This window comes from Achromobacter sp. (assembly GCF_050285565.1).
Taxonomy (GTDB): Bacteria; Pseudomonadota; Gammaproteobacteria; order Burkholderiales; family Burkholderiaceae_B; genus Achromobacter.
In genome coordinates this window covers 46,357-70,180 of the sequence record NZ_JBLZXG010000006.1, presented here as the reverse complement: position 1 = coordinate 70,180, position 23,824 = coordinate 46,357, and the positions used below count along the sequence as shown (strand labels likewise).

Sequence of the window (23,824 nt, the reverse complement as noted above, 5' to 3'; positions counted from 1 at the left end):
TTGTACGATAACGTACCAGGCAAGTCCACCCCACCGAGCGTTGCGCCATGAGCCTAGCTGTCGACCGCATGCCTGTCTCCCCTCGCTGTCATCGTCTGTTGTTGACCGGCGCCGCCGGCAACCTGGGGCGGGTGCTGCGGCCGCGCCTGAAGGCCTACGCCGACGTGCTGCGGCTGTCGGACGTGGCGGCCATGGCGCCCGCCGCCGCCGGCGAGGAAGTCGTGCCCTGCGACCTGGCCGACCCCGCCGCCGTCTCCGGACTGGTGCGCGGCGTCGACGCCATTGTGCACCTGGGCGGCGTTTCCGTGGAGCGTTCCTTCGAAGAAATCCTGCCGGCCAACATCCAGGGGGTCTACCACGTCTATGAAGCCGCCCGCGTCCATGGTGTGCGGCGGGTGGTATTCGCCAGCTCCAACCACGTCATCGGCTTCTACGAACAGGGCGCGCGGCTGGATGCCGATGTGCCGCTGCGGCCCGACGGCTACTACGGCCTGAGCAAGGCCTACGGCGAAAACCTGTCGCGCTTCTACTACGACCGCTACGGCATCGAGACGGTCTGCCTGCGCATCGGTTCGTCGTTCCCCGAACCGAAGGATCGCCGCATGATGGTGACCTGGCTCAGCCATGACGACCTGACCGACCTGGTGGTCCGCTCGCTGTTCACGCCGGATGTCGGCCACATGATCGTCTACGGCGCCTCGGCCAATCGCGACAGCTGGTGGGACAACCACGGCGCCGCCGCGCTCGGCTTCACGCCCAAGGACTCCTCCGAGCCGTTCCGCGCCCGGGTCGAGGCGCAACCGCCCCTGCCCGCCGACGACCCGGCGGCGCGCTACCAAGGCGGCGCCTTCGTCAAGGCCGGCCCGTTCCCCTTTCCGCCGCGCTGACACCCGCCCTCTCCCACCATGGCGACTTCTGCCGAACGCATCGGGACCCTGCTCTGCGGCGTGGGCGAAAGCCCCGTGTGGCGCAGCGCCGACCAGTCGTTCTACTGGACAGACATTGCCGGACGCGCCTTGTGGCGTTGGAGTCCCGCCGACGGCGGCCTGGAGCAGTGGGCATTGCCGCAGATGGCCGGTTGCATCGCCCCGCGTGGCGATGGCTGGCTGCTGGCGATGGAAGACGGCCTGTATGCCTGCGGGCCGCTGGTGGCCGGACAGCCCTGCCTGCCGGCGCCGCTGGCCGCGGTGCGCCACGGCGCGCCCGGCATGCGTTTCAACGACGGCCGTTGCGACCGCCAGGGCCGCTTCCTGGCCGGCACCATGGTCATGGACATGGGCCTGGCGCGCAATGCCGGCAAGTTGTACCGCCATGCTCCCAGCGGCGCGTTGGAGGTCATCGTCGATGACCTGATCGTGCCCAACGGCCTGGCTTTCAGCCCCGACGGCAAGACCATGTACCTGTCCGATTCGCACCCGAGCCGGCAGGTGGTCTGGGCCTTCGACTACGACATCGACACCGGCTTGCCGCGCAACCGCCGCGTCTTCATCCCGAAACTGCCGGCCGGGCGCCCCGACGGCGCGGCCGTCGATGCCGAGGGCGGCTACTGGATCTGCGGCAACGAGGCGGGCCGCATCTACCGCTACACCCCCGACGGCCGCCTCGATCGCAGCCTGGACGTGCCGGCCGCGCGCGTCGCCATGTGCGCCTTCGGCGGCCCCGCCCTGGACCAGTTGCTGGTCACGTCCATCCGTCCCGCCGATGCCGCCCCGGATTGCATCGCCGGTGCCGTCTTTCTCCTGCGCCCCGGCGCGCGGGGCCTGGAGGAAACCGCAAGCGCCGGTTAGCACCCGACCGCGGCGCCCCAAGCGCCCACGCACGTGTAGTAAGCAGGTCCGTACACATAAAGAGCTTCGGGGCCGCAATGGCCCTCAACGAAACGCCGTACTCCCAACCGGAGGTAGACATGTTGCGCCCGACCCTGACCCGCGCCACCCTGGCCGCGGCCGCCTTGCTGACGCTGATTCCCGCCACCCACGCCGCCGAGCTACGCTCCGCGGACATCCATCCCGACGATTACCCCACCGTGCAGGCCGTGCGCCAGTTCGGCGAGCTGGTCAAGCAGCGCACCAACGGCCGCGTCACCGTCAAGGTGTACGCTGGCGGCGCGCTTGGCAATGAAGACGACTCGATCGAGCAGGTCAAGCTGGGCGCGCTGGCCATGGCGCGCGTCTCCAGCGCGGCCATGCACAACATCTGCCAGACCACCCGCGTGCCGTCGCTGCCGTTCCTGTTCCGCTCCAAGGAGCATCTGCACAAGGTGCTCGACAGCGAGCTCGGCGAACAGATCCTGAAGTCCTGCGAGGCGGCCGGCTTCGTCGGCCTGGCCTGGTACGACAGCGGCTCGCGTTCGATGTACACGCGCGGCAAGCCGATCAAGGCGCTGGCCGACGCCAAGGGCATGAAGATCCGGGTGCAGCAGTCGGATCTGTCGGTGGCAATGGTGGAGGCCATGGGCGGCAACGCCACGCCCATGCCGATGGGCGAGGTCTACACCTCGCTCAAGACCGGGCTGGTGGACGCGGCCGAGAACAATTATCCGAGCTACGAAAGCGCGCACCACTACGAGGTCGCCAAGTACTACGCGTTGACCGAGCACACCATGACGCCGGAGATACTGATCTTCTCCAAGCGCCAGTGGGACAAGCTGTCGGCCGAGGATCGGAAGATCCTGCGCGAGGCCGCGCGCGAATCGGTGCCCTACATGCGCAAGCTGTGGGACGAGCGCGAGCGCAAGTCACGCGCGGTGGTCGAGAAGGCCGGCTCGCAGATCGTCGAGGTGGACAAGGCCTCGTTCCAGGCGGCAATGAAGCCGGTGTACGACCGCTTCGTCACCACCCCCGACATGAAAGACCTGGTCGCCAAGATCCAGGCCGTCCAGTAAGGAGCCCCCATGTTGGCTACCTCCACCCATGACCCGGATGTCGCGGCGGGGGGCCGGGCGCATGCCCTGGCTGCCCCGCTGGATGCCTATGCCCGCGGCTGCGCCCGGCTGGCGCGGCTGTGCATGTGGACCAGCGTGTTCGGGCTGGTCTGCCTGATCGTCGCGGTCACCCTGCAGATCGTCGGCCGCCATGTGCTGAACAGCACGCCGACCTGGGCCGAGAGCCTGGCGCTGCTGCTGGTGCTGTACGTCACCATGCTGGGCGCGGCCGTCGGCGTGCGCGACGCCGGCCACATCGGCTTCGAATCGCTGGTCGACGCGCTGCCGGCCGCGGGCCAGAAGCGCATGAAGATTTTCATCCACCTGCTGGTGCTGCTGTTCGGCGCGCTGATGGCGTGGAACTGCGCCGTGCTGGCCGAATCCGTGTGGGCCTACAAGATTCCCAACCTGGGCATTTCCAACGGCTGGAAGTACGTGCCCGCGGCCCTCTCGGGCGTGCTGATCGCGTTGTTCTCGATCGAGCACGTCATCGCCCTGTTGCGCAACCAGAAGGTGGTACCGGCATGGCGCTGACCCTACTCTCTTTCACCTTCATGGGCTTCCTGGTGATCGGCGTGCCGGTGGCATTCGCCATCGGGCTGTCGTCCATCACCGCGATCATGTACGAGGATCTGCCGCTGGCGGTGGCGTTCCAGCAGATGACCTCGGGCATGAACGCCTTCTCGTTCCTGGCCATCCCGTTCTTCATCTTCACCGGCGAATTGATGCTGTACGGCGGCATCGCCGACCGCATCGTGGCCTTCGCCAAGTCGCTGGTGGGCCACGTGCGCGGCGGCCTGGGCATGTCCAACGTGGTGGCCTGCACGCTGTTCGGCGGCGTATCGGGCTCGCCGGTGGCGGACGTGTCGGCGATGGGCTCGGTGATGATCCCGATGATGAAGCGCGAGGGCTACCACGCCGACTACGCCGTCAACGTCACCACCCACGCAGCGCTGGTGGGCGCGTTGATGCCGACCAGCCACAACATCATCATCTACACGCTCGCGGCAGGCGGCAAGGTCTCGATCGCGGCGCTGATCGCGGCCGGCGTGGTGCCGGCGCTGATCCTGACGCTGTGCAACCTGGCGGCGGCCTACTTCGTGGCGCGCAGCCGCGGCTATCCGGCCGGCACTTTCCCCGGCTGGCGCATCGTGGCGCGCTCGCTGGTGGCGGCGATGCCGGGGCTGTTCGTGGTGGTGCTGATTATCGTGGGCATCCTGAGCGGGGTCTTCACCGCCACGGAATCGGCCGCCGTGGCCGTGCTGTATGCGCTGGCGCTGACGATCTTCGTCTATCGCTCGCTGACCTGGGACCAGTTCGTGCGCGCCGCCAGCAAGGCGGTCAAGACGACCGGCGTGGTGCTGCTGCTGATCGGCATCTCGGCCACCTTCGGCTACCTGATCAGCTTCTACGGCGTGGCGGAAAAGACCGGCGAGCTGATGGCGTCGGTGTCCACCAGTCCCTGGGCCATCTTTCTGATGGTCAACATCATCCTGTTCGTGCTGGGCACGTTCCTGGACATGGCCGCGACCATCCTGATCTGCACCCCGATCTTCCTGCCGATCTGCATGCAGTACGGCATGGGACCGGTGCAGTTCGGCATGGTGATGTTGCTGAACTGCGCGCTGGGGCTGAACACGCCGCCGGTGGGCACCACGCAGTTCGTGGGGTGCGCCATCGGCGGGGTCTCGGTGGGCACGGTGATGCGAACCATCTGGCCGTTCTACGGCGCGTTGCTGGGGGCACTGGCGCTGGTCACCTACGTGCCGGCGTTCTCGCTATGGCTGCCAGGCGTGCTGTTGAATTGAAAGGATGCGGCGGGCGAGGCGGTCGGCCGCTGCGTCCGCCCCCGCGCCAGCAGCGGCCAGAAGAACAGCGCGGCCAGCAGCCACATGAGCGTGGCGGACCACAGCGTCTGGCTCAGGAAATGCGCGCCCTGCAGGATGCGCACGGCGGAAAAGCCGAGGCCCCCGGCGATGCCCAGCGCCAGGCCGCCCCAGCGCCAGCCGGGGCGGCGCGCGGCCCAGCCGGCGAAGTACAGGGTCAACATCGAATAGCCGGCACCGGCATGGCCGCTGGGCAACGCCCCGCCGGCCTTGCCGCGATCCCAGGTCCACCACGTCAGCGGATAGGGCGTGTAGCCGCCCAGCGTGTCCAGGTCATAGGGGCGCGGCAAGGTGGTGTAGTGCTTGAGCTGGGTGATGGCCACCTGCCCCACCATACAGGTCAGCGCCAGCGCCAGCGCCGGACCGCGCAAGGCGCGCCAGGCCGGGATGCGATAGCTGGCGGCGGCCACGGCCACGGCCCCCAGGCCGATGCCGATGGGCAGGGTCAGCACCATGCGGTGTCCGACCAGCTCCAGCCAACGGTTGGAGTGCAGCGGAAAATCATCCAGCGCCGGATTGAACAGGCCGCGGGCGATAACCAGGTCCAGGCCCGACGCATTGGCCCACCAGGCCAGACAGGCCAGGATCAGGGTCACGCCCAGCACGTGCGTACAGAGGTATGAGACGGGCGACGGCCACACGGAGGCGGACGGTAGGGGTGACGACATGGGGGAGCGCTGGGGACGATGGCGACCGGCCGGAGCGCAGAGCTTAGGTGGCCGATAGTCGAAAATTCGTCAAATCCGGCGGCCACGGCGGCGCCGCGCCCTGCCGCCGGCGGGCCGGTGTGGCGGCGGTTCCACAGCGGCCCCGGGCGGGCCGTGCCGGCCCGCGCTCCCCAGGCGCCTGTCAGGCCGCCGCCTTGCCCGCGTTCAGGCGCAGGGTGAAGCAGGTGCCCCGCCGCGGCCCCTCGCGGGACGACGCCACCGTCAGCGTCCACCCTTGCATGTCGCAGACCCGTTTGGCGATGGCCAGGCCCAGGCCCCGCGCGGTTTCGTCACGGCCCGCCGTCGCGACATCCCGCAAGCGACCGCTGTAGTAACGGCGGAACAGGAACGGCAGATCCTCGGCCGCGATGCCCTTGCCATCGTCGCTCAGTTGCAGCGCGCCATCCGTCCCCAAGGAAGCCGTGAGGGTCGCCGGCGCGGCATGCTCGACCGCGTTGCGCACCAGGTTGCGCAATACGGTCAGCAGGGCGTAGCGGTCGAGGATGCGGATGTGCTCGGACGGAATGTGGTTGTCGAAACGCAGTTGGGCCAGGGCCGCCTGGGTTTCGTAGCCGCGCCAGGCGTCCAGCATGCACTCGGCCAGGTCCACCGGCTCGGGCGGACGCATCTGGTCGCGGGCCATGGCGCGGGCGCTTTCGAGGCAGACGACGACGTCGTCGACGTTGTCCATCACCCGCGTCAGCCGCTGGCGCTGGTCCGCCGTCAAATCGTGGGTCAGCAGCATCAACTCGCAGTCGGAGCGGATCGCCGCCAGCGGCGTGCGCACCTCGTGGCTGAGATTGCCGGCGAATTCGCGCTCGCGCGCGATGGAACGGTCGACCTGGTTCTGCACCCGGTTGAAGGCTTCGATCAGGCGGCCGGCCTCGTCGTCCCGGGTCACCGCCAGATCCGGCGCCCCCGGCGCCCAGGTCGACAGGCGATCGGTCAATTCCAGCAGCGGCCCCACTGCCACCGCCGCCACCCGCCGCGACAGGGCATACGCGCCCACCACGCAGATCGCGCCCACCCCCAGCACGATCAGGCCGAAATCATGTACCCGTTCTTCGTTGTCGGTGGCGTCGTACAGCAGATAGACCTTGCCGGTGCCGGTGTCGGCCACCATCACATGCCAGGTGTAGGCGCCCGGCTCGACCAGATGCAGGCCGTTGTCGAGCCCGCGAATCTCCTCCGGCATGCCGATCGGCGCCTGGCCGTCGGCGCTGAGCCAGGCGCGCATGGAGCCGCCCAGTTCGCGCGCGCCGCGACGCGGCAGGAACTGGTCGCTGGCGCGCGCGTGCTGCACCAGGCGGTCCATTTCGGTGTTGAGGATATCGTTGACCAGGTCGTCTTCCATCTGGTCGAACGTCAGATAGGCAAGCAGCGCCAGCGCCGTCACGAACAGCGCCACGGTGCCGGTCAGCGCCCATACCACCCGCTGGGTCAGGGTGCCGCCCCCGGCGATACGGCTCATGCGGCGCTCCCGCTGTGGACCAGGCGCCAGCCGGTGCCGTGCATGGTCTCGATCCCGTCAAAACCGGCGTCGGCAAGCGCGCGGCGCAACAGGTGGACCTGGCTGCGCAAGGCGTCGGAGGACGGCGGCTCGCTGCCCCACAGCAGCGCTTCGAGTTCTTCGCGCGACACCACGCGGCCAGGATCGCGCAGCAGCGCCTCCAGGATGAGCGTGGCCTTGCGCGTCAGGTGCACCGGCTTGCCGCCGATCGCAACCCCGCGGCTGCGGGTGTCGTAGCTCAGGTCGCCGAAGGTCCGCACGGTATCCACGGTTGCCCCTTTTGCGCGCTGGATCAGCGCCAGCAGGCGGGCCTCGACCTCGAGCAGCGCGAACGGCTTGGTGAGGTAGTCGTCGGCGCCGTGCGAAAAGCCGGCCAGTTTGTCGTCCAGGCTGTCGCGGGCCGTCAGAACCAGCACCGGCAGCGGCAGGCGGCGATCGTTGCGCAGCGCGTGCAATACGGCGTTGCCGTCCATGCCGGGCAGGCCGATATCCAGGATCATGGCGTCGAAGCGCTGTTCCGCCAGCCGTTCGAGCGCGCCGGTGCCGCTGTATGCCACGTCCGGCACGAAACCGCGCGCTTCCAGGAAGGTATACAGGTTGCCGGCAATGATGTGATCGTCCTCGACGATCAGGATCCGGTGATTCGCGCCCGCCGCGGGACTGGCCGCCATTGCATCGTTCCTCATGGAAAGAAAGGGTTGGATCGCCCGCTCAGGCCTGCAGCACCTTGCCCGGGTTCATCAGGCCTTGCGGGTCCAGCGCGCGCTTGATGCGCCGCATCAGGGCCAGCTCGACCGGACTCTTGTAGCGCGGCAGTTCGTCGCGCTTGAGCTGCCCGACGCCGTGCTCGGCGCTGATGGAACCGGCGTGCGCGTGCACGCTGTCATGCACCACGCCATAGATATCGCTTTGCAGCGCCAGCAATTCGGCTTCGGTCTGACCGGGCGCGCTGGCCACGTTGTAGTGCAGGTTGCCGTCGCCCAGGTGGCCGAAGATCACATGGCGCACGCCAGGCAAACGCGCCTGCAGCAACGCATTGGTCTGGTGGACGAAGCCGGCAATGGCGGAGATTGGAATCGAGACGTCGTGCTTGACCGACTTGCCCAGCTCGGCTTCGGCCAGCGGAATGCTCTCGCGCAGATGCCACAGCGCCTTGCTCTGCGCCACGCTGGCGGCGATGGCCGCGTCATTCACCAGGCCGGCCTCGATGGCCTCGCCCAGCACGGTCTCGAAACGCTCGCGGGCGTGCGCCTCGCTTTCGCTGTCGGAAAGCTCCAGCAGCGCGAACCACGGCGAGGCGGCGGACGCGCCCTCGAACGGCAGGCGCTGTTGGGGAAACAGGCGCACCACTGCTTGCAGGCAGTCGCCGCTCATCAGCTCGAAGCCGGTCAGCGCGGCGCCGAAGCCCGCGCGGGCGCGCGACAGCAGCTCGACCGCGTTGTCGATGCTGTCCAGCGTCAACAGCGCGGTACACGAGGCCACCGGCCGCGGGAACAGCTTGAGCGTGGCGGCGGTGATGATGCCGAGCGTGCCTTCGCTGCCGATGTAGAGGTCGCGCAGGTCGTAGCCGGTGTTGTCCTTGCGCAGGCCGCGCAGGCCATTCCAGATCTCGCCCTCGGCGGTGACCACCTCCAGGCCCAGGGCCAGGTCGCGCGTATTGCCGTAGCGCAGCACCTGGGTGCCGCCAGCATTGGTGGCGAGGTTGCCGCCAATGGTGCAACTGCCCTCGGCGGCCAGGCTCAGCGGGAACAGCCGGCCGGCGTCGGCGGCGGCCTGCTGCACCGCCTGCAGGATGCAGCCGGCCTCGACCGTGATGGTGTCGTTGTCGGTGTCCAGCGCGCGCACCCGGTTCAGGCGCGCGGTCGACAGCACCACGGCGCTGCCCGATCCATCGGGCGTGGCGCCACCGCACAGGCCGGTATTGCCGCCTTGCGGCACCACCGGCACGCCGTGGCGGGCGCACAGCTTGATGGCGTCGGCCACTTCCTGCGTCGAGCCGGGCCGGATCACGGCCAGCGCCACGCCGCGATAACGGCGGCGCCAGTCCAGCGCGAAGGGTTCGGCGTCGGCGCCGGTCAGCACATGGGGCTCGCCCAGGAGGGACTGCAATTCGCTCAGCAAAGTCATAGACGCCGCACGGAAAGATCGCGCCGGGGCCGCGCCCGGGCGCTGTTCAAGGAAGGTGCGGACTATTGTAGAGGCTGGCCGGCCGCGGTGGCGGACTCAACCGACGGCCTGATCCAGCCGGGTGCCGGTCAGGCCGGTGCAATAGGCGCGCGAGGCGATGCGGTTCATCAGGAAAGCGCGGTCGACGCCCGCCGGGCCCGGCATTTCGGACAGGGCGCGGTAGGCGCGCCGCAGGGCTTCGCCACGGGTGGCGCCGCACACCAGCAGGTGCGTGCATGGCATGTGGCGGTCGGCGCAACCATCGATGCGCACTTCCAGCGCATGCGCCGCGAGCGGTTCGAAACCGGCCTCCGCGGCGCCCGAGCGCGGCTGCGATTCGGCGCCGATCACGCGGAACACGCCGCTGCGGTCATCGAGCGAGAAGGCCACCGTGCCCATGCCCTGCCAGGCGCGATCCCGCGCCACGCTGGCGGCGATGGCGCGCAGCGCGCTCTCGACCGAAGCCGGCAATTGCGGCGCCGGACATTCGGCGATCAGCACGCGGGCGTCGCGCCAGACGCAACGTTCCCAGGCCCGGCCTGCGGCCAGTTCGCCCTCCGGCGAGATGAAGACGTGAATGTCGAGCCGGCGTTCCCGCCCGGCCGCCGGCCCGGCGACGTCCGTGGGCGGTCCGCGCCTGCGCCGGGCGCCGCCTGATGACATGACTGTGGATACTTTGGCTCGCATGGGCCCCTCCGGTCTTTCTGCTTGCATGACAAGCGTATCACCTTCGGGGGACGAGCAAGTTCCATGCCATTGTCCGCGTCACCGGCGCGCCCCTCGGCAGGTCCTGCCGGCGCACCGGAACGAGGCGTTCCGGCGCGCCCTGGGCACCAGCGCGGGGCGGCCGGCGCGCCTCGGTCGGCAGGTCGGGCAAGCATCGGACAACATCCCGCCCCCCAATGTGGAGGATAATTCGAGTTTGCCCCCGGTTTGCCGGCCCGAGCCGGCCTGGGGTTTACCAGAACATGATCCACAGAACGAGGAACCGTCGTGGCCGACAACGCGCAATTTCCCGCCTCCGTCTTCAAGGCCTATGACATCCGCGGCACCGTCCCGGACCTGATCGATGCGCGCTTTGCCCGCTCCCTGGGCGCGGCGCTGGCGGCGGTCGCCCGCGAACAAGGCGTGCAGACGCTGGTGGTGGGCCGCGACGGCCGGCTGAGCAGCCAGATGCTGTCGCAGGCGCTGCAGGAAGGCATGCTGGAAGGCGGCGTCGACACGCTGGATATCGGCCAGGTGCCCACACCGCTGGTGTATTTCGCCGCCCACACCATGCAGACCGGTTCCGGGGTCGCCATCACTGGCAGCCACAACCCGCCCAAGTACAACGGTTTCAAGATGATGATGGGCGGCCGCGCCCTCTATGGCGACGACGTGCAGGCCCTGGCCGGCCGCATGAACGGCGCCACCGATGCGCCGGCCGCGCGCCCCGGCGTGCGCCGCGAACTCGATCTGGTGGCGGCCTACATCGCGCGGGTCGCCTCGGGCGTGAAGCTGGCGCGCCCCATGAAGATCGCGATCGACTGCGGCAACGGCGTGGCCGGCGCCATCGCGCCACGGCTGTTCCGCGCGCTGGGCTGTCAGGTCACCGAACTGTTCTGCGAGGTCGACGGCACCTTCCCCAACCACCACCCCGATCCCGCCGAGCCCAAGAACCTGCAGAACCTGATCCACTGCCTGGCCACCACCGACTGCGAACTCGGCCTGGCCTTCGACGGCGACGGCGACCGCCTGGGCGTGGTGACCAAATCCGGCCAGATCATCTGGCCCGACCGCCAGTTGGTGCTGTTCGCCCGCGACGTGCTCGAGCGCAATCCCGGCGCCACCATCATCTACGACGTCAAATGCAGCCGGCACGTCGGCCTGTCGGTCGAGGCCGCCGGCGGCGAGGCGCTGATGTGGAAGACCGGCCACTCGCTGGTCAAGGCCAAGCTGGCCGAGACCGGCGCGCCGCTGGCCGGCGAGATGAGCGGCCACATCTTCTTCAAGGAACGCTGGTACGGCTTCGACGACGGCCTCTACACCGGCGCCCGCCTGCTGGAGATCGTGTCGCGCTTCAGTGACGCCGGCGCGCCGCTGGAGGCTTTGCCGCAGGATGTCTCCACGCCGGAGCTGAAACTCGAAATGGAAGAAGGCCAGCCGTTCGCGCTGGTCAAGGCCTTGCAGCAACAAGGCCAGTTCCCGGGCGCGACGCGCGTGGTCACCATCGACGGTGTGCGGGCCGAGTACCCCGACGGCTTCGGCCTGGCCCGTCCGTCCAACACCACCCCGGTGGTGGTGCTGCGCTTCGAAGCGCAGACCGCCGCGGCCTTGTCCCGCATCCAGGACGATTTCCGCCGTGAACTGACTAAACTGGCCCCCCACGCTTGCCTGCCTTTCTAGATTTCCCCATGTCTCTACCCAACAGCCCCGCCTGGCGAGCCTTCGCCGCCGCAGCCGCCACGGCATCCCTGCGCGGCGAACAACTGCGCCTGATCAACGCCCCGGGGCTGCGCCTGGACCTGAGCGCGCAAGCCCATTCGCCAGCGCTGCAGGAGGCCGCCGCCGCCCTGCTGGCGCAGCAGGGCTTCGAAGCCGCGCGCGCCCGGCTGTTCGACGGCGGCGAGGCCAACTGGACTGAGCGGCGCCCGGCCTGGCACACCGCCCTGCGCGCGGCCCAACCGCCCGCGATGGTGGCCGGCGCGGTATTGGCGGAACGGGAACGCGTGCGCCAATTCGTGCGCGATGCCGATGCCGCCAACCGCTACAGCTGCGTCCTGCACCTGGGCATCGGCGGCAGCGACTGGGGACCGCGCCTGGTGACGCGCGCCTTGCGCCACGGCGGCATGCGCCGCGAGGTGCGTTTCGCCTCGAATGTCGATTCGCATTCGGTCGCCGACGCCATGAGCCGGCTGGATCCACACGATACGCTGGTGATCGTCGCCTCCAAGTCCTTCACCACCACCGAACCGCTGGCCAACGCCGAAGTCGCCATGAACTGGCTGCGCGAGGCCGGCGTGGCCGACCCGATCAAGCAGGTGGTGGCGATCACCGCCAACGTCGAGGCTGCGCTCAATCTGGGCATTTCGCCTGATCACATCTTCCAGATCTGGGACTGGGTCGGCGGCCGTTATTCGCTCTGGTCGGCCATCGGCCTGCCGGTGGCGCTGGCGCTGGGCAACGACACCTTCGACCAGTTGCTGGCCGGCGCCGCCGCCATGGACGAGCATTTCCGCCAGGCGCCGCTGGCCGAGAACGCGCCCTTGCAATTGGCGCTGGCCGGCGTCGTCAACCGCAGCGTGCTGGGCTTCGACTCGCTGGTCATCTCGCCCTACGACTCGCGGCTCTATCACGTGGTGCCGTGGGCCCAGCAGCTCGAAATGGAATCGTTGGGCAAGGTGGCCACGGCTGACGGCACCCCGGCGGGCGTGCCGACCGGGCCGGCCGTCTGGGGCATGTCGGGCACCGACTGCCAGCACACCTTCTTCCAGTGGCTGCACCAGGACAGCGCGGGCGCGCCGGTCGACTTCATCCTGTGCGAGCAGCCCGACCACGCCTATGCGCGCCATCACGAACTGCTGATCGCCAATTGCCTGGCCCAGCGCGCCGCGCTGCTGCGCGGCAAATCGTTCGAGGACGCGCTGGCCGAAACCTCGCAGGTCGAGCCCGACCCGGCGCGCGCGCGCCTGCTGGCGCAGCACAAGGTGCACCCCGGCGGACGGCCGTCTTCGCTGATCGTGCTGCCGCGCCTGGAGGCCTACACCCTGGGCGCGCTGCTGGCCCTGTACGAACACAAGGTCTTCACGCAGGGCGTGATCTGGGGCATCAACCCGTTCGACCAATGGGGCGTGGAATTCGGCAAGGCCCTGGCCAAGAGCATCATCCGCGAACTCGACGCCCCCACGCAGCCGGCGCCAGCGCAGGATCCCTCCACCCGCTTCTGGATCGACGCCATCGCGCGACGCCACTGAGCGCGCCTCGGGCTGCGATGGACAGGACGCAATGATGGGCGAATAATGGCCCGTCGTCCTTACCCGGAGCGCCCCATGCCTACGCCCGTTCGCCGCATCGCGCGGATCCTGGCCGCCCTCGCGCTGTGCGCGGCGGCCACCGCCACGCAGGCGCAGACCGCCTCCCCCGGCATGGTCGCCGCCGCCAATCCGCTGGCCGCGGCCGCGGGCCTCGATGCCCTCAAGCGCGGCGGCAGCGTGGTGGACGCCGCCATCGCGGTGCAGATGGTGCTGACCGTGGTCGAACCGCAATCGTCAGGCCTGGGCGGCGGCACGCTGATGCTGGTGTGGGACCAGGGCAGCGGCACCCTGTCCGCCCTGGACGGCCTAGCGGCCGCGCCCGCGCGCGCCACCGCCAGCCTGCGCACCGACGTCGACGGCACTACCCTGCCGCTCAAGGACGTGGCGCGCCAGGGCCGCCCGGTGGGCGTGCCCGGCACCGTGCGCGTGATGGCGCTGGCGCACCAGCGCTATGGCCAACTGCCTTGGGCCAGCCTGTTCCAGGCGGGCATCCGCAGCGCCGCAGACGGATTCCCGATGTCGCCGTACCTGCACGACAGCCTGCAACGGCTGCCGCAACTGGCGGAGAATCCCGCGATCCGCGAGGTGTTCTATGACGCGCAGGGCCAGGTGCTGCCGGTGGGCGCTACGGTGCGCAACCCGCGGCTGGCCGATGCCTTGCGCAAGGTCGCGGCCGATCCCGATGCCATCAACCAGGGCGCGCTCAGCGCCGACATCCTCGCCGCCATCGGCGCCGGCAAGCACCCCAGCCTGATCCGGGCGCAGGACCTGGCCGCCTACCGCGCGGTCGAACGCACACCGATCTGCGGCCCGTTCCTGTCCTGGAAGGTCTGTACCTTCCCGCCGCCCAGTTTCGGCGGCGTTTCGGTGCTGCAGCAACTGGGCATGCTGGCGGCGCGCCGCATCGACAAACTGGCGCCCGGCTCCGCCGCCGCCGATCACCTGTTGATCGACAGCGCCCGCATCGCGCGCGCCGATCGCCTGGCCTATATCGGCGATCCGGACCAGGTCAAGGCGCCGCTCCGGCAACTCATCGCCCCCGATTACGTGCGCCAGCGCGCCACGCTGCTGGCCGGCCGGGCGCTGGCGCATCCGCGCCCCGGCGTGTTCGCGGGCGTGCCGGCGCCCGCCGGCGCCGAGGCCCCCGGCACCACCGAGACCAGCCAGGTCGCCATCGTCGACGCGCGCGGCAACGCGCTGTCCATGACCACCACCATCAACCTGAACTTCGGTTCCTGGCTGATGCCGCACGGCTTCTTCCTGAACAATGCCCTGACCAACTTCTCGTCGGCGCACGGCAAGGGCGCGCCCAACGCCATGGCCCCCAACAAGCGGCCGGTCACTTCGATGGCACCGACCATGGTATTTGACCGGGATGGCAAATTGGCCCTGGTCACCGGCTCGGCCGGCGGCGGCTACATCGTCGATTACATCGCCCAGGCGGTGGTGGGCACGCTGGCCTGGGGCCTGCGTCCGGCCGAGGCGCTGGCGCTGCCGCACGTCGCCGGCAATACCGGCCGCAGCCAGGTCGAAAAAGGCCGGGTGCCGGCGGAAACGGCAGCGCAACTGGCCGCGCAGGGCCACCAAATCGAGCAGGTCGAAATGAAAAGCGGCGCCGCCGCGATCCGCGTGACGCCGCAAGGGCTGGATGGCGCCGCCGACCCGCGCCGCGACGGCGCCGCGCTGGGCGGCTGAAACCTCAGGCGCCGAGGGTGTCGTACAGCTCGACGTGGATGCGGGCAACGCGCTCGATATTGAATTCGCGCTCGGCCAGCGCGCGGCCGGCCGCGCCCATGGCCTGGCGCAGGGCGTTGTCGCCGGCCAGGCGGGCGATGGCGTCGGCCAGCGCCCGCGGGTCGCGCACCGGCACCAGCAGTCCGGTCTTGTCCGGATCGATGGCGTCGCGGCAACCCGGCACATCGGTCGTGACCACGGCGCGCGCGCAGGCGGCGGCCTCGATCAGCGACTTCGGCAACCCTTCGCGGTAAGACGGCAGCACGGCGATGTGCGACGCCGCGTAAAGCTGCGGCACGTCGTTGCGCTCGCCCAATGCCTCCACGCAGCCTTCCTTCTGCCAGGCCAGCACCTCGGCCGGCGTGGCGGACGCCGGATTGCCGGCGTCCACACCGCCCACCAGCCGCATCGTCACGGGCACGCCACGCTCGCGCAGCAGACGCGCGGCCTGCACGAACTCCTGCACGCCCTTGTCGCGCAGCAGGCGCGCCACCATCGTCACCACCACCGGCGGCGCCGGCGGCTCGGGCTGCGCGCGATATTGATCCAGGTCGACCCCGGCGCCACGGATCAGCACCACCTGCTCGTCGCGCACCGCGCCCAGCGATTTGAGCAGGTCGCGGTCGCTGCCGTTCTGGAAGATCACGCGACTGTTGGGATGACCCAGCGCAAGCCGGTACAACCGCGCCACCACCGCGCGCACCAGCCGCATCTTGAGCGAATTGGACAGAAACACGAAGCCCAGTCCGGAGATCGCCGCCACCATGCCCGGCACCCGCGCCAGACGCGCGGCAATGCCGCCATAGAGAACCGGCTTGATGGTCACCAGGTGCACCACCCGCGGCCGCAGGCGCCGGAACAGGCGCCACAGCGCCAGCAGCGTGCCCAGTTCCTGCAGCGGGTGCTTGCCGCTGCGGGTCATCGGAATGACGTGGTGGGTCATGCCCAGCGCCAGGATGTCGGCCACCGCGGGGCCGTCCATCGTGGCCACGTGCACATCATAGCCGGCGCGCTGCGCGGCCAGCGCCACGGGCACCCGGTGCGACATGAAGAAGGCCGGGTTGTTGACCACGAACAGCAGACGGCGGGCGGCGCTCATGCCGAGGCTCCGGCGAGGCGGCGCCACACCGCGGTGTAATGCTGCACCATGCGCGCCAGATCGAAATTGGCCAGCACCCGGGCGCGACCGGCCTCGCCGGCGCGGCCCTGTCCGCGCGAGGCCACGTCGCGCAACGCGGTCTCGATGCCGCGCGCCAGCGCTTCCGGTTGCTCCGGCGGCACCACCACGCCAGCGTCGCCGACGATATAGGCCGCATCGCCCACATCCGTCACCACGCAATAGACGCCGCAGGCCATGGCCTCGGCCACCACATTGGGAAAGCCCTCGGCGCAACTGGAAAGCACGTGCAGGTCCAGGCCGTTCATCACGCCGGGCACGTCGTCGCTGGGGCCTGCCAGCACCAGGCGGTCGCGCAGGTCGAGCTTATCGACCAGCGCCATCAGTTCGGGGTTGTCGGCCGTCATGCCGCGTCCCACCAGCACGCAGCGCAAGCCGGCGTCACGGCCATCGCGCACCAGCGCGGCCACGGCGCGCAACAGGTTGGCGTGATCCTTGAGCGGATCCCAGCGCGCCACGCAACCGATCACCGGCGCATCCCCCGCCAGCCCCCATTGCGCCCGCACCCGCGCCCGCGCGGGCGCATCGGGCGCATAGCGCGACAGGTCGTAGCCGTTGGCAATCACCACCATGCGGTCGCGCCGGTAGCCCTTGGCCGCGTGCCGCTCGGCTGCATTCTGCGCCGCGCACACAATCGCGCCGGGCAATACGCCCGACAGCAACGCGCAGGCGCGCAGCACCATGCGGGCCGAGCGACTGCTGCGTTCAAGATGGGCGCCGGAATTGCGGATGCCCCACGCAATGGCCCGCACGCCCGCCAAGCGCGCCGCCAGCCCCCCGATGAGGTCGGCATGGTACATCCAGGTCTGCACGGCATCAGGGCGGGCGCCGGCGATCAGGCGCCGCAACGCCATGAAGCCGCCCAGCGTGATACGGCCGCGCGGCATGCCCAGCGCATGCACGGCGACGCCGGCGGCGCGCAACCGCTCGCCATACAGGCCCTCATCGGTCAGCGACACCACGATGTGCTCGACGTCCTGCCCGGGAAAGGTGGCCAGGCGCCACAGCACGGATTCCGCGCCGCCCTGGCCCAGGCCGGTGATGACATGCAGGACACGCAATGCGGCGGCGCTCATCGCCCTTCCCTCACGGCCTCGAACAGCTCGTCCCATTCTGTCAGCACGCTCGCCAGCGCATAGCGCTGGCGCACCGCGTCGGCGCCGCGCGCGCCCAGTTGCCGGCGCAGCCCCACATCGCCCAGCAGGCGGCGCAGGGCCTCGCGCAAGGCATCGCGGTTGCCAGCGGGCACCAGCAACGCGTCCTGGCCATCGCGGGTCATTTCGCGCGGACCGCTGGGGCAGTCGAAGGCGGCGCAGGGCAGGCCCAGCGCCATCGCCTCCAGCAGCACGTTGGGAAACCCCTCCACCAGCGAACTGAGCACGAAGGCCTGGCCTTGCGCCAGCTCGTCCCACGGCGTCTCGGTGCGGCCCGGCAGGCTGACACGCCCGCGCAAGCCCAGGTTCTCGACCTGGCGTTCCAGCGCGTCACGCTCGGGACCCTCGCCCCAGATGCGCAGGTTCCAGTCCGGAAACTCGGGCGCCAGTTGCGCGAACACGTCGATCAGCAGGTCGAACTGCTTGTCGGTCACCAGCCGCCCCATCGCCAGCAGCGTGCGCGGCGCGCCATCCTCGCGCTGCGCCACTCGCGGCGCGTCCAGCAAGGGCGCGGGCAGCGGGTTGGGAATCACGGCCAGGCGCTTGATGCCCGGCACCTGGCGCGAGAACGGGCCGGCGGTATCGGCCGCCTGCACCGTCACCATGTCGGCGCGCGGATACAGCAGGCGGCGCAGCCGGCGCCAGACCGTGCCAGTGGTGGTCTCGGCCACCGGGTTGGTGCGCTCGCAGACGATCAGCGGCACGCGCAGGCCGCGGGTGGCCAGGATCGCGGCCACGTTAACGTTGGTCAGGAACGACACCACCACGTCGGGCGCGGTGGCGCGGATATGCCGGCGCAGCGCCAGCAGGCGCTTGAACGCGGCCAGCGGGCCGGATACGCGCGTGCCCGCCAGGTCCGCCAGCCAGTCCAGCCTGACCTTGTCCGACAGCGGGTAGAAGCAGGTACCCTTGGACGAATAGGTCGGCGTCAGGGTGACGTCATCGCCGCGTTCGGCCCAGGCGTTGACCAGCGTGGCGGCCACGCGTTCGGCGCCCCCGGCATGCATGGAACTGACCAGCATCAGTATTTTCATTCGTCAGCGACTCCCAACCGTTCCTCCCTGTTCAGCGCCCGCGCGGTAGCGATCCAGCCAGGCCTGCATCATCAGCACCCCCCACAGATGGCTGTCCCAATTGCGGTGCCCCGAGACGTGTTCGCGCCACTTGCGCAGGATGGGCTCGGGCTCGAACCAGCCTTCCTGGCGCAGGCGCGCCGGATCCAGCAGCGCCTCGGCCCAATCGCGCAACGGGCCGCGCAGCCAGGCCGCCAGCGGCACGGCGAAGCCGCGCTTGGGGCGATCCACCAGCGCCTGCGGCACATGGCGATACAGCACCTGGCGCAGCAGCCACTTGCCAGTGGCGCCGCGCACCTTGTACTGGTGCGGCAGGCTCCAGGCGAATTCGTAGACGCGGTGGTCGATCAGCGGCACCCGGGTTTCCAGGCTCACCGCCATGGCGGCGCGATCGACCTTGACCAGGATGTCATCCGGCAGGTAGGTCACGGTATCGAGCTTCATCATGGCCTCGAAGGTCGAACCGCGCATCGCCTGCGCGAACTCGGACACCGGTTCCACGCCGCCCTTGACCACGCGGGCCGGGTCCGACCAGTACGACACGAACAGACGGTAGAAATCGCCGCGCGTGTCGGCGCGCAACAGCTCGCCCAGCTTGCCGATCTTGCCGCGCCAGGCGCCGCGCCCCGGCAGGTGGGTCGAGGCGCTGAGCAGCGCGCCGGCCGGCGCGCGCAGCAGCGACGGGATGCGCTCGCACTTCTGCCACCAGTTGTTGACGCGGAAATAGCGCGAATAGCCGCCGAACAGCTCGTCGCCGCCATCGCCCGACAGGGCCACGGTGACGTGCTGGCGCGCCATGCGCGTCACCAGCGACGTTGGAATCTGCGACGAATCGGCGAACGGTTCGTCGTACATGTCGGCCAGGCCAGGCACCACCGCCAGCGCATCGTCGGCGGTGACGTACAGCTCGGTGTGGTCGGTGCCAAGGTGCATGGCCACCGCTTTGGCGTGTTGCGCCTCGTCGTAGCCTTTTTCATGAAAGCCGATGGCGAAGGTGCGCACGGGCTGCGCGCTCTGCGCCTGCATCAACGAGACGATGGTGGACGAGTCGATGCCGCCCGACAGGAACGCGCCCAGGCTGACGTCGGACAGCATCTGGCCGCCCACGGCCTTGGACAGCACGCCTTCGAGCGCGTCGGTCGCCTGCGCGTCGGAGTCGAACGACAGCAGCGATTGCGCCGCGGTGTCCGCGGCCTCGCGCGCCGACCAGTACACGCGCGGCTCGGGCATGCGGCGGCTGCGGGTGTCGTCGGCGGTGAACTCGATCCAGGTGCCCGGGGGCAGCTTGGCGATGCCTTCGTAGATCGATTGCGGCGCCGGAATGTAGTTGTGCCGCATGAACGACGCCAGCGCATTGCGGTTCAGATCGCGGCCGAACCCGGGGATCGGCATCAGGCCCTTGAGTTCGGAGGCGAACACCAGTTCGGCGCCCGAATAGCCGTAGTAAAGCGGCTTTTCGCCCATGCGGTCGCGCGCCAGCACCAGCTTGCGCGCAGCGCGGTCCCACAGGGCGATGGCGAACATGCCGACCGACGCCTGTAGCGTGGCCTCGATGCCCAGCGAACTAAAGCCCGCCAACAGCGTCTCGGTGTCGGAATGACCGCGCCAGGAAGGCGCCAGGCCGGAGGCCTCCAACTGCTGGCGCATGTCCAGGTGGTTGTAAATCTCGCCGTTGAAGACCATGACGTAGCGGCCGCAGGCGGACACCATCGGCTGGTGGCCGGCTTCGGTCAGGTCCTGGATCGCCAGGCGCACGTGCGCCAGCGCCAGCTCGGCACCGGTGTCTTCCCAGAAGCCGTTGCTGTCCGGCCCGCGGTGGCGGATGCGGCGGCAGCTTTCCGCCAGCACCTGCGCCTTGTCACCCAGGGGGCCCCAAATTCCGACTATTCCACACATGATTTCAGGTTCTCGTGGTCACCGCAGCAACGGTGTCGCGCGCGGCCTAGCGGCCCGATCCGCTCACACCGTCAAAAAGTTCTTCCCATAGGCCCAGCACCCGCCCGGCGGAAAAGCGCTCGCGCACCGCCGTGGCCGCCTCGGCCATGCGCCGGCGGCCGGCCTCGTCGTCCATCACCGCACCCAGCTCGCGGCACAGGGCGTCGACATCGCCGTTGGGCCGCACCAGCACGCCGTCGACGCCTTCGCGCACGATTTCGCGCGGACCGGTATCGCAATCGAACGCCACCGCGGCCAGGCCGCTGGCCATCGATTCCAGCAGCGTATTGGACAGCCCCTCGAAGCGCGACGTCAGCACGTACAGATCGGCGTTCTGGTACCAGTCGCCCACATTGCCCGCCCGGCCCGGCAGGCTGACGCGGTCCTGCAGGCCGGCCTCGCGCACCTGCGCTTCCAGGGCGCGGCGTTCGTCGCCCTCGCCCAGGATAACCAGATCCCAGTCCGGATGCGACGGGGCCAGCCGGGCATAGGCTTGCAGCAGCAGGTCAAAGCCCTTGTCGGCATGCAACCGCCCCACCGCCAGCAGGCGCTTGCGGCCGTCCGCCGATGGCGGCGCCAGCACCGGTTCGCCCTTGGGCAGGGGCCAATGCACCGGATTGGGGATCACCGCCAGCCGCGAACCCGGCACATGCCGCTCGATCCATTGCGCGGTGCCACGGGTCAGGGCCACCACCCGCGCCGCGCGCGGATAGGTCAGGCGGCGCAGGCGCTGCCACAAGCCCGACAGGGTCTGCGAGGGCGGATGGGTATGTTCGGTGGCGATGACGCGGCACGACAGTCCGGCGCAAGCCAGCACCGACAGCACCGACGCGGTGGTCATCATGCCCAGCACGATGTCGGGCCGGAACGCCTTGATCACGCGCCGCAGCGCGCGCACGCGCTGCACATTGCTCCAGATGCCGCGCAGCCCCCCGCCCGCGCCCGCCGTATGCAGCACCTCGCGCCGCACCTTGGGGTGCAGCGTGTAGACATCACCGTCGGCGCCGGCCTGCGTCACCACCATCACTTCGCGGCCCATGCCGGCCCAGTGGGCGCTCAGGTCCGCGGCGACACGTTCGGCGCCGCCGCCGTGCAGCGAATGGATGAACAGCAACACGCGCTGCGGACGTCCGGAAACGGAAGCGGCGGGCATTCAATCGGCCTCGTTGTGGTTGGGTTCAGCGCGGCGCAGGGCCACCACCAGGTAGCAGGCATACGACAGCACGTACATCAGGCTGGTCGCCAGCATGATGCCAGCGGCGCCCATCTTCGGCGCCAGCACCGTATTGAGCGCTGCCTTCAACGCGAAATTGCCCACGGCGATGGCCGCCATGATGCGATAGCGGTTCTGGCTCGCCAGCAACTGCACCAGGATCAGCACGCCAAAGTAGAACGGCAGTTGCAACAGCCCCCAGCGCAGCACGTGCGCCACGGCCTCGGTGTTCTCGGCGGTAAAGGCGCCACGCTGGAACAGCACCGACACGCCCCAGGGGGCCAGCACCCAGCCGATCGCCACCGCGACGCCGCCGGCCGCCACCATCAGCACCGACCATTTCAGCGCCATGCCGCGCGCGCGCGCCGTGTCGCCACGCGCCTGCACATCGGCCAGCACCGGCAGCGCCGCGCGCCCGACCGACACCGCGCCGATGCCCAGCAGCAGCGACAGCAGCCGGCTGGCGTAGCCCAGCGTGGCGTTGGCGTTGGCGCCCAGGTTGGCGGCGGCATATTGATCGAGCGGGCCCACGAAACTCATGGCCACCTGGCCGATCAGCATCACGCCGGCCGCGCTCATCAGTTCGGGCCAATGCGGCGAACGCAGCGTCAGCCTGGGCGCGCCCCAGAAACCGCCGTCGGCGCGCGCGGCCAGCCACGCCAGCCAGACTGTCTGGATCGCATAGCCGACCAGTGTGCCCCACAGCAGCGGCCCGACACTTTCGGCGCTGGCCGCCAGCATGACCCACGCCAGCGTCGCCACCGCCGGCACGCTGTCCAGCAGGGTATTGACGTGGCGCTCATGGGCCCGCAAGCGCGCCGCGCTGATACCCGCGATCAGCAACAACGCCGCCACGGGCGCAAACGCCAGCAGCAGTTCCGCCGTCATGTCGCGGACTCGCACCGACAGTCCCTGGCCCAGCATGCCAACGACCTGCGGCCAGGCAAACCAGGTCAGCACGGCCAGCGCGATACCCGCCGCCGCCACCCACCCCTGCAACTCACGGATGAATTGTTCGCGTTCGGCTGCGTCGGCGCGGCGCAGGCGCACCAGCACCGGGATCAGCACCACCGACAACACGCCCACGACGGTGACCGGCAGCCAGGTGGCCATGGTCATCGTGAACTGGTAGGCGTCCACGGCGTCGCTGACACCGTAGCGGTAGGCCACCGCCATCTCCTTGATGGCGCCGGCGGCCTTGCCCAACAGCAGGAACACCGCCACCCGGAAGGCGCCTTTGAAAATGCGCTGGTGGTCCGGGTGGATGTTGCCGAGTTTGCGGATGAGTGCTTTCAAATCAACGCAGGAATTGCGTGTACCAGGGCATCGCCACTTCCAGGCCCTGCAGCACGGTGTGCGTGGGCTGGTAGCCCAGCAGGCGGCCGGCCTTGCTGACGTCCGCCTGCGAATGGCGCACATCGCCCGCGCGGAAGTCGCCATAGACCGGCTGCTTGCCGTACACCACGTCCTGCTTGCCCAGCGCGCGCACCAGGAAACCGAACAGGTCGTTCAGGGTGCTGCGGCCGCTGACGGCCACGTTGTAGACCTGGTTGCGGGCTTCGGGCGGCGCCATGGCCGCCAGGATATTGGCCTGCACCGCGTTTTCCACGAAGCAGAAATCGCGGCTGGTCTCGCCGTCGCCATTGATGACGACGTCTTCGCCCTTGATCATCGCGGCGGTCCACTTGGGGATCACGGCGGCATAGGCGCCATCCGGATCCTGGCGCTTGCCGAACACGTTGAAATAGCGCAGCCCGACGGTCTCGAAGCCATAGGAACGCGCGAAGACGCTCGCGTACAGCTCGTTGACATACTTGGTGACCGCATACGGCGACAATGGGTTGCCGATGTTCTCTTCGACCTTGGGCAGGGCCGGGTGATCACCGTAGGTCGAGCTGGAGGCCGCGTAGACGAACGACTTGACCTGCGCATCGCGCGCGGCGACCAGCATGTTCAGAAAGCCGCCGATGTTCACCTCGTTGGTGGTGATCGGATCCTTCAGTGAACGCGGCACCGAGCCCAGGGCCGCCTGGTGCAGCACGAAGTCCACGCCCTGGGTGGCGCGGCGGCAGGCCTCCAGATCACGGATATCGCCTTCGATGAACGTGAATCGGGCCCATTGCTCGGCCGTGACCGCGCCGCGCACCTCGTCGAGGTTGCGCTGGTAGCCGGTGGCGAAATTGTCCAGCCCGATGACGGTCTGATCCAGCTTCAGCAGGGTTTCCAGCAGGTTGGAGCCGATGAAGCCGGCGCAGCCGGTCACCAGCCACTTGCGCGGCGCGGCGGCCAGTTCCCGGGTGACGGTCTCGAAGCGTGTGGTCATGCGACGTCCT

The 23,824-nt window shown here is 69.5% G+C and carries 20 protein-coding genes; 8 read left to right on the top strand and 12 right to left on the bottom strand.

The genetic code is table 11. From position 1 onward, the window contains the following. Nucleotides 1–47 precede the first annotated feature (47 nt). From ACN6O8_RS13840 to ACN6O8_RS13820, 5 genes are all read left to right on the top strand, one after another. A complete protein-coding gene (locus tag ACN6O8_RS13840; RefSeq protein ID WP_427991605.1) occupies nt 48–887 on the top strand; it encodes an NAD-dependent epimerase/dehydratase family protein in 840 nt (279 codons plus the stop codon). Nucleotides 888–905: 18 nt separating this feature from the next. Next, nucleotides 906–1,787 (top strand): SMP-30/gluconolactonase/LRE family protein, encoded by an 882-nt coding sequence (locus ACN6O8_RS13835; RefSeq protein WP_427991604.1) that lies wholly within the window; start codon nt 906–908, stop codon nt 1,785–1,787. Nucleotides 1,788–1,906: 119 nt separating this feature from the next. Next, the gene (locus ACN6O8_RS13830) at nt 1,907–2,884 is read left to right on the top strand and encodes a TRAP transporter substrate-binding protein (RefSeq protein WP_427991603.1); all 978 of its coding nucleotides are present in this window, start codon (nt 1,907–1,909) and stop codon (nt 2,882–2,884) included. A 9-nt stretch (nt 2,885–2,893) separates the two neighbouring features. Beyond that, entirely contained in the window at nt 2,894–3,457 is a 564-nt protein-coding gene (locus tag ACN6O8_RS13825) for a TRAP transporter small permease (protein WP_427991602.1), read from the top strand. Then, complete coding sequence (locus ACN6O8_RS13820) at nt 3,448–4,731, top strand: TRAP transporter large permease (RefSeq protein ID WP_427991601.1); 1,284 nt, start codon at nt 3,448–3,450, stop codon at nt 4,729–4,731. Before ACN6O8_RS13825 ends, ACN6O8_RS13820 begins: the two co-directional genes overlap by 10 nt. Here the strand turns inward: ACN6O8_RS13820 and ACN6O8_RS13815 are convergent. The 5 genes from ACN6O8_RS13815 to ACN6O8_RS13795 all read right to left on the bottom strand — a co-directional run bounded on the left by ACN6O8_RS13815 (nt 4,683) and on the right by ACN6O8_RS13795 (nt 9,879). Further along, a complete protein-coding gene (locus ACN6O8_RS13815) occupies nt 4,683–5,477 on the bottom strand; it encodes a phosphatase PAP2 family protein (protein ID WP_427991599.1) in 795 nt (264 codons plus the stop codon). The genes ACN6O8_RS13820 and ACN6O8_RS13815 overlap by 49 nt on opposite strands. 181 nt (nt 5,478–5,658) lie before the next feature. Further along, nucleotides 5,659–6,987 carry an ATP-binding protein gene (locus ACN6O8_RS13810; protein ID WP_427991598.1) on the bottom strand — a complete coding sequence of 443 codons (1,329 nt, stop codon included), beginning with the start codon at nt 6,985–6,987 and terminating at the stop codon, nt 5,659–5,661. Beyond that, nucleotides 6,984–7,697 carry a response regulator transcription factor gene (locus ACN6O8_RS13805; RefSeq protein WP_427991597.1) on the bottom strand — a complete coding sequence of 238 codons (714 nt, stop codon included), beginning with the start codon at nt 7,695–7,697 and terminating at the stop codon, nt 6,984–6,986. The genes ACN6O8_RS13810 and ACN6O8_RS13805 overlap by 4 nt, the downstream gene beginning before the upstream one ends. Nucleotides 7,698–7,737: 40 nt before the next feature. Then, nucleotides 7,738–9,153 (bottom strand): FAD-binding oxidoreductase, encoded by a 1,416-nt coding sequence (locus ACN6O8_RS13800; protein ID WP_427991596.1) that lies wholly within the window; start codon nt 9,151–9,153, stop codon nt 7,738–7,740. A 96-nt stretch (nt 9,154–9,249) separates the two neighbouring features. Beyond that, nucleotides 9,250–9,879 (bottom strand): BPTD_3102 family carboxylase-like protein, encoded by a 630-nt coding sequence (locus tag ACN6O8_RS13795; RefSeq protein WP_427991595.1) that lies wholly within the window; start codon nt 9,877–9,879, stop codon nt 9,250–9,252. A 306-nt stretch (nt 9,880–10,185) separates the two neighbouring features. Here ACN6O8_RS13795 and ACN6O8_RS13790 point away from each other — a divergent pair, with 306 nt between their 5' ends. The 3 genes from ACN6O8_RS13790 to ACN6O8_RS13780 all read left to right on the top strand — a co-directional run bounded on the left by ACN6O8_RS13790 (nt 10,186) and on the right by ACN6O8_RS13780 (nt 14,900). Continuing rightward, nucleotides 10,186–11,577, top strand: coding sequence for a phosphomannomutase/phosphoglucomutase (locus tag ACN6O8_RS13790; RefSeq protein WP_427991594.1), 1,392 nt, complete (start codon nt 10,186–10,188; stop codon nt 11,575–11,577). A gap of 8 nt (nt 11,578–11,585) precedes the next feature. Then, on the top strand, nt 11,586–13,145 hold the full coding sequence (gene pgi / locus ACN6O8_RS13785) for a glucose-6-phosphate isomerase (RefSeq protein ID WP_427991593.1): 1,560 nt from the start codon (nt 11,586–11,588) through the stop codon (nt 13,143–13,145). Between the two features lie 75 nt (nt 13,146–13,220). Then, nucleotides 13,221–14,900 carry a gamma-glutamyltransferase family protein gene (locus tag ACN6O8_RS13780; RefSeq protein WP_427991592.1) on the top strand — a complete coding sequence of 560 codons (1,680 nt, stop codon included), beginning with the start codon at nt 13,221–13,223 and terminating at the stop codon, nt 14,898–14,900. Between the two features lie 4 nt (nt 14,901–14,904). Here ACN6O8_RS13780 and ACN6O8_RS13775 read toward each other — a convergent pair whose 3' ends face one another. The 7 genes from ACN6O8_RS13775 to ACN6O8_RS13745 are packed head-to-tail and all read right to left on the bottom strand — an operon-like array spanning nt 14,905 to nt 23,814. After that, entirely contained in the window at nt 14,905–16,038 is a 1,134-nt protein-coding gene (locus tag ACN6O8_RS13775; protein WP_427991591.1) for a glycosyltransferase family 4 protein, read from the bottom strand. Continuing rightward, the gene (locus tag ACN6O8_RS13770) at nt 16,035–17,192 is read right to left on the bottom strand and encodes a glycosyltransferase family 4 protein (protein WP_427991590.1); all 1,158 of its coding nucleotides are present in this window, start codon (nt 17,190–17,192) and stop codon (nt 16,035–16,037) included. Before ACN6O8_RS13770 ends, ACN6O8_RS13775 begins: the two co-directional genes overlap by 4 nt. Then, complete coding sequence (locus tag ACN6O8_RS13765) at nt 17,189–18,304, bottom strand: glycosyltransferase family 4 protein (protein WP_427991589.1); 1,116 nt, start codon at nt 18,302–18,304, stop codon at nt 17,189–17,191. Before ACN6O8_RS13765 ends, ACN6O8_RS13770 begins: the two co-directional genes overlap by 4 nt. 3 nt (nt 18,305–18,307) lie before the next feature. Next, nucleotides 18,308–20,239 carry an asparagine synthase (glutamine-hydrolyzing) gene (asnB, locus tag ACN6O8_RS13760; protein ID WP_427991588.1) on the bottom strand — a complete coding sequence of 644 codons (1,932 nt, stop codon included), beginning with the start codon at nt 20,237–20,239 and terminating at the stop codon, nt 18,308–18,310. A 46-nt stretch (nt 20,240–20,285) separates the two neighbouring features. Continuing rightward, nucleotides 20,286–21,431 (bottom strand): glycosyltransferase family 4 protein, encoded by a 1,146-nt coding sequence (locus ACN6O8_RS13755; RefSeq protein ID WP_427991587.1) that lies wholly within the window; start codon nt 21,429–21,431, stop codon nt 20,286–20,288. Beyond that, nucleotides 21,432–22,787 carry a murein biosynthesis integral membrane protein MurJ gene (murJ, locus tag ACN6O8_RS13750; RefSeq protein ID WP_427991586.1) on the bottom strand — a complete coding sequence of 452 codons (1,356 nt, stop codon included), beginning with the start codon at nt 22,785–22,787 and terminating at the stop codon, nt 21,432–21,434. 1 nt (nt 22,788) lies between these two features. Next, nucleotides 22,789–23,814, bottom strand: coding sequence for an SDR family oxidoreductase (locus tag ACN6O8_RS13745; protein WP_427991585.1), 1,026 nt, complete (start codon nt 23,812–23,814; stop codon nt 22,789–22,791). Nucleotides 23,815–23,824 lie beyond the last annotated feature (10 nt).

What these genes read in the sequence shown, in the direction of transcription:
- ACN6O8_RS13840 (WP_427991605.1), top strand. Translation starts at nt 48, where the DNA reads ATGAGCCTAGCTGTCGACCGCATGCCTGTCTCCCCTCGCTGTCATCGT.
- ACN6O8_RS13835 (WP_427991604.1), top strand. Translation starts at nt 906, where the DNA reads ATGGCGACTTCTGCCGAACGCATCGGGACCCTGCTCTGCGGCGTGGGC.
- ACN6O8_RS13830 (WP_427991603.1), top strand. Translation starts at nt 1,907, where the DNA reads ATGTTGCGCCCGACCCTGACCCGCGCCACCCTGGCCGCGGCCGCCTTG.
- ACN6O8_RS13825 (WP_427991602.1), top strand. Translation starts at nt 2,894, where the DNA reads ATGTTGGCTACCTCCACCCATGACCCGGATGTCGCGGCGGGGGGCCGG.
- ACN6O8_RS13820 (WP_427991601.1), top strand. Translation starts at nt 3,448, where the DNA reads ATGGCGCTGACCCTACTCTCTTTCACCTTCATGGGCTTCCTGGTGATC.
- ACN6O8_RS13815 (WP_427991599.1), bottom strand. Translation starts at nt 5,477, where the DNA reads ATGTCGTCACCCCTACCGTCCGCCTCCGTGTGGCCGTCGCCCGTCTCA.
- ACN6O8_RS13810 (WP_427991598.1), bottom strand. Translation starts at nt 6,987, where the DNA reads ATGAGCCGTATCGCCGGGGGCGGCACCCTGACCCAGCGGGTGGTATGG.
- ACN6O8_RS13805 (WP_427991597.1), bottom strand. Translation starts at nt 7,697, where the DNA reads ATGGCGGCCAGTCCCGCGGCGGGCGCGAATCACCGGATCCTGATCGTC.
- ACN6O8_RS13800 (WP_427991596.1), bottom strand. Translation starts at nt 9,153, where the DNA reads ATGACTTTGCTGAGCGAATTGCAGTCCCTCCTGGGCGAGCCCCATGTG.
- ACN6O8_RS13795 (WP_427991595.1), bottom strand. Translation starts at nt 9,879, where the DNA reads ATGCGAGCCAAAGTATCCACAGTCATGTCATCAGGCGGCGCCCGGCGC.
- pgi (WP_427991593.1), top strand. Translation starts at nt 11,586, where the DNA reads ATGTCTCTACCCAACAGCCCCGCCTGGCGAGCCTTCGCCGCCGCAGCC.
- ACN6O8_RS13780 (WP_427991592.1), top strand. Translation starts at nt 13,221, where the DNA reads ATGCCTACGCCCGTTCGCCGCATCGCGCGGATCCTGGCCGCCCTCGCG.
- ACN6O8_RS13775 (WP_427991591.1), bottom strand. Translation starts at nt 16,038, where the DNA reads ATGAGCGCCGCCCGCCGTCTGCTGTTCGTGGTCAACAACCCGGCCTTC.
- ACN6O8_RS13770 (WP_427991590.1), bottom strand. Translation starts at nt 17,192, where the DNA reads ATGAGCGCCGCCGCATTGCGTGTCCTGCATGTCATCACCGGCCTGGGC.
- ACN6O8_RS13765 (WP_427991589.1), bottom strand. Translation starts at nt 18,304, where the DNA reads ATGAAAATACTGATGCTGGTCAGTTCCATGCATGCCGGGGGCGCCGAA.
- asnB (WP_427991588.1), bottom strand. Translation starts at nt 20,239, where the DNA reads ATGTGTGGAATAGTCGGAATTTGGGGCCCCCTGGGTGACAAGGCGCAG.
- ACN6O8_RS13755 (WP_427991587.1), bottom strand. Translation starts at nt 21,431, where the DNA reads ATGCCCGCCGCTTCCGTTTCCGGACGTCCGCAGCGCGTGTTGCTGTTC.
- ACN6O8_RS13745 (WP_427991585.1), bottom strand. Translation starts at nt 23,814, where the DNA reads ATGACCACACGCTTCGAGACCGTCACCCGGGAACTGGCCGCCGCGCCG.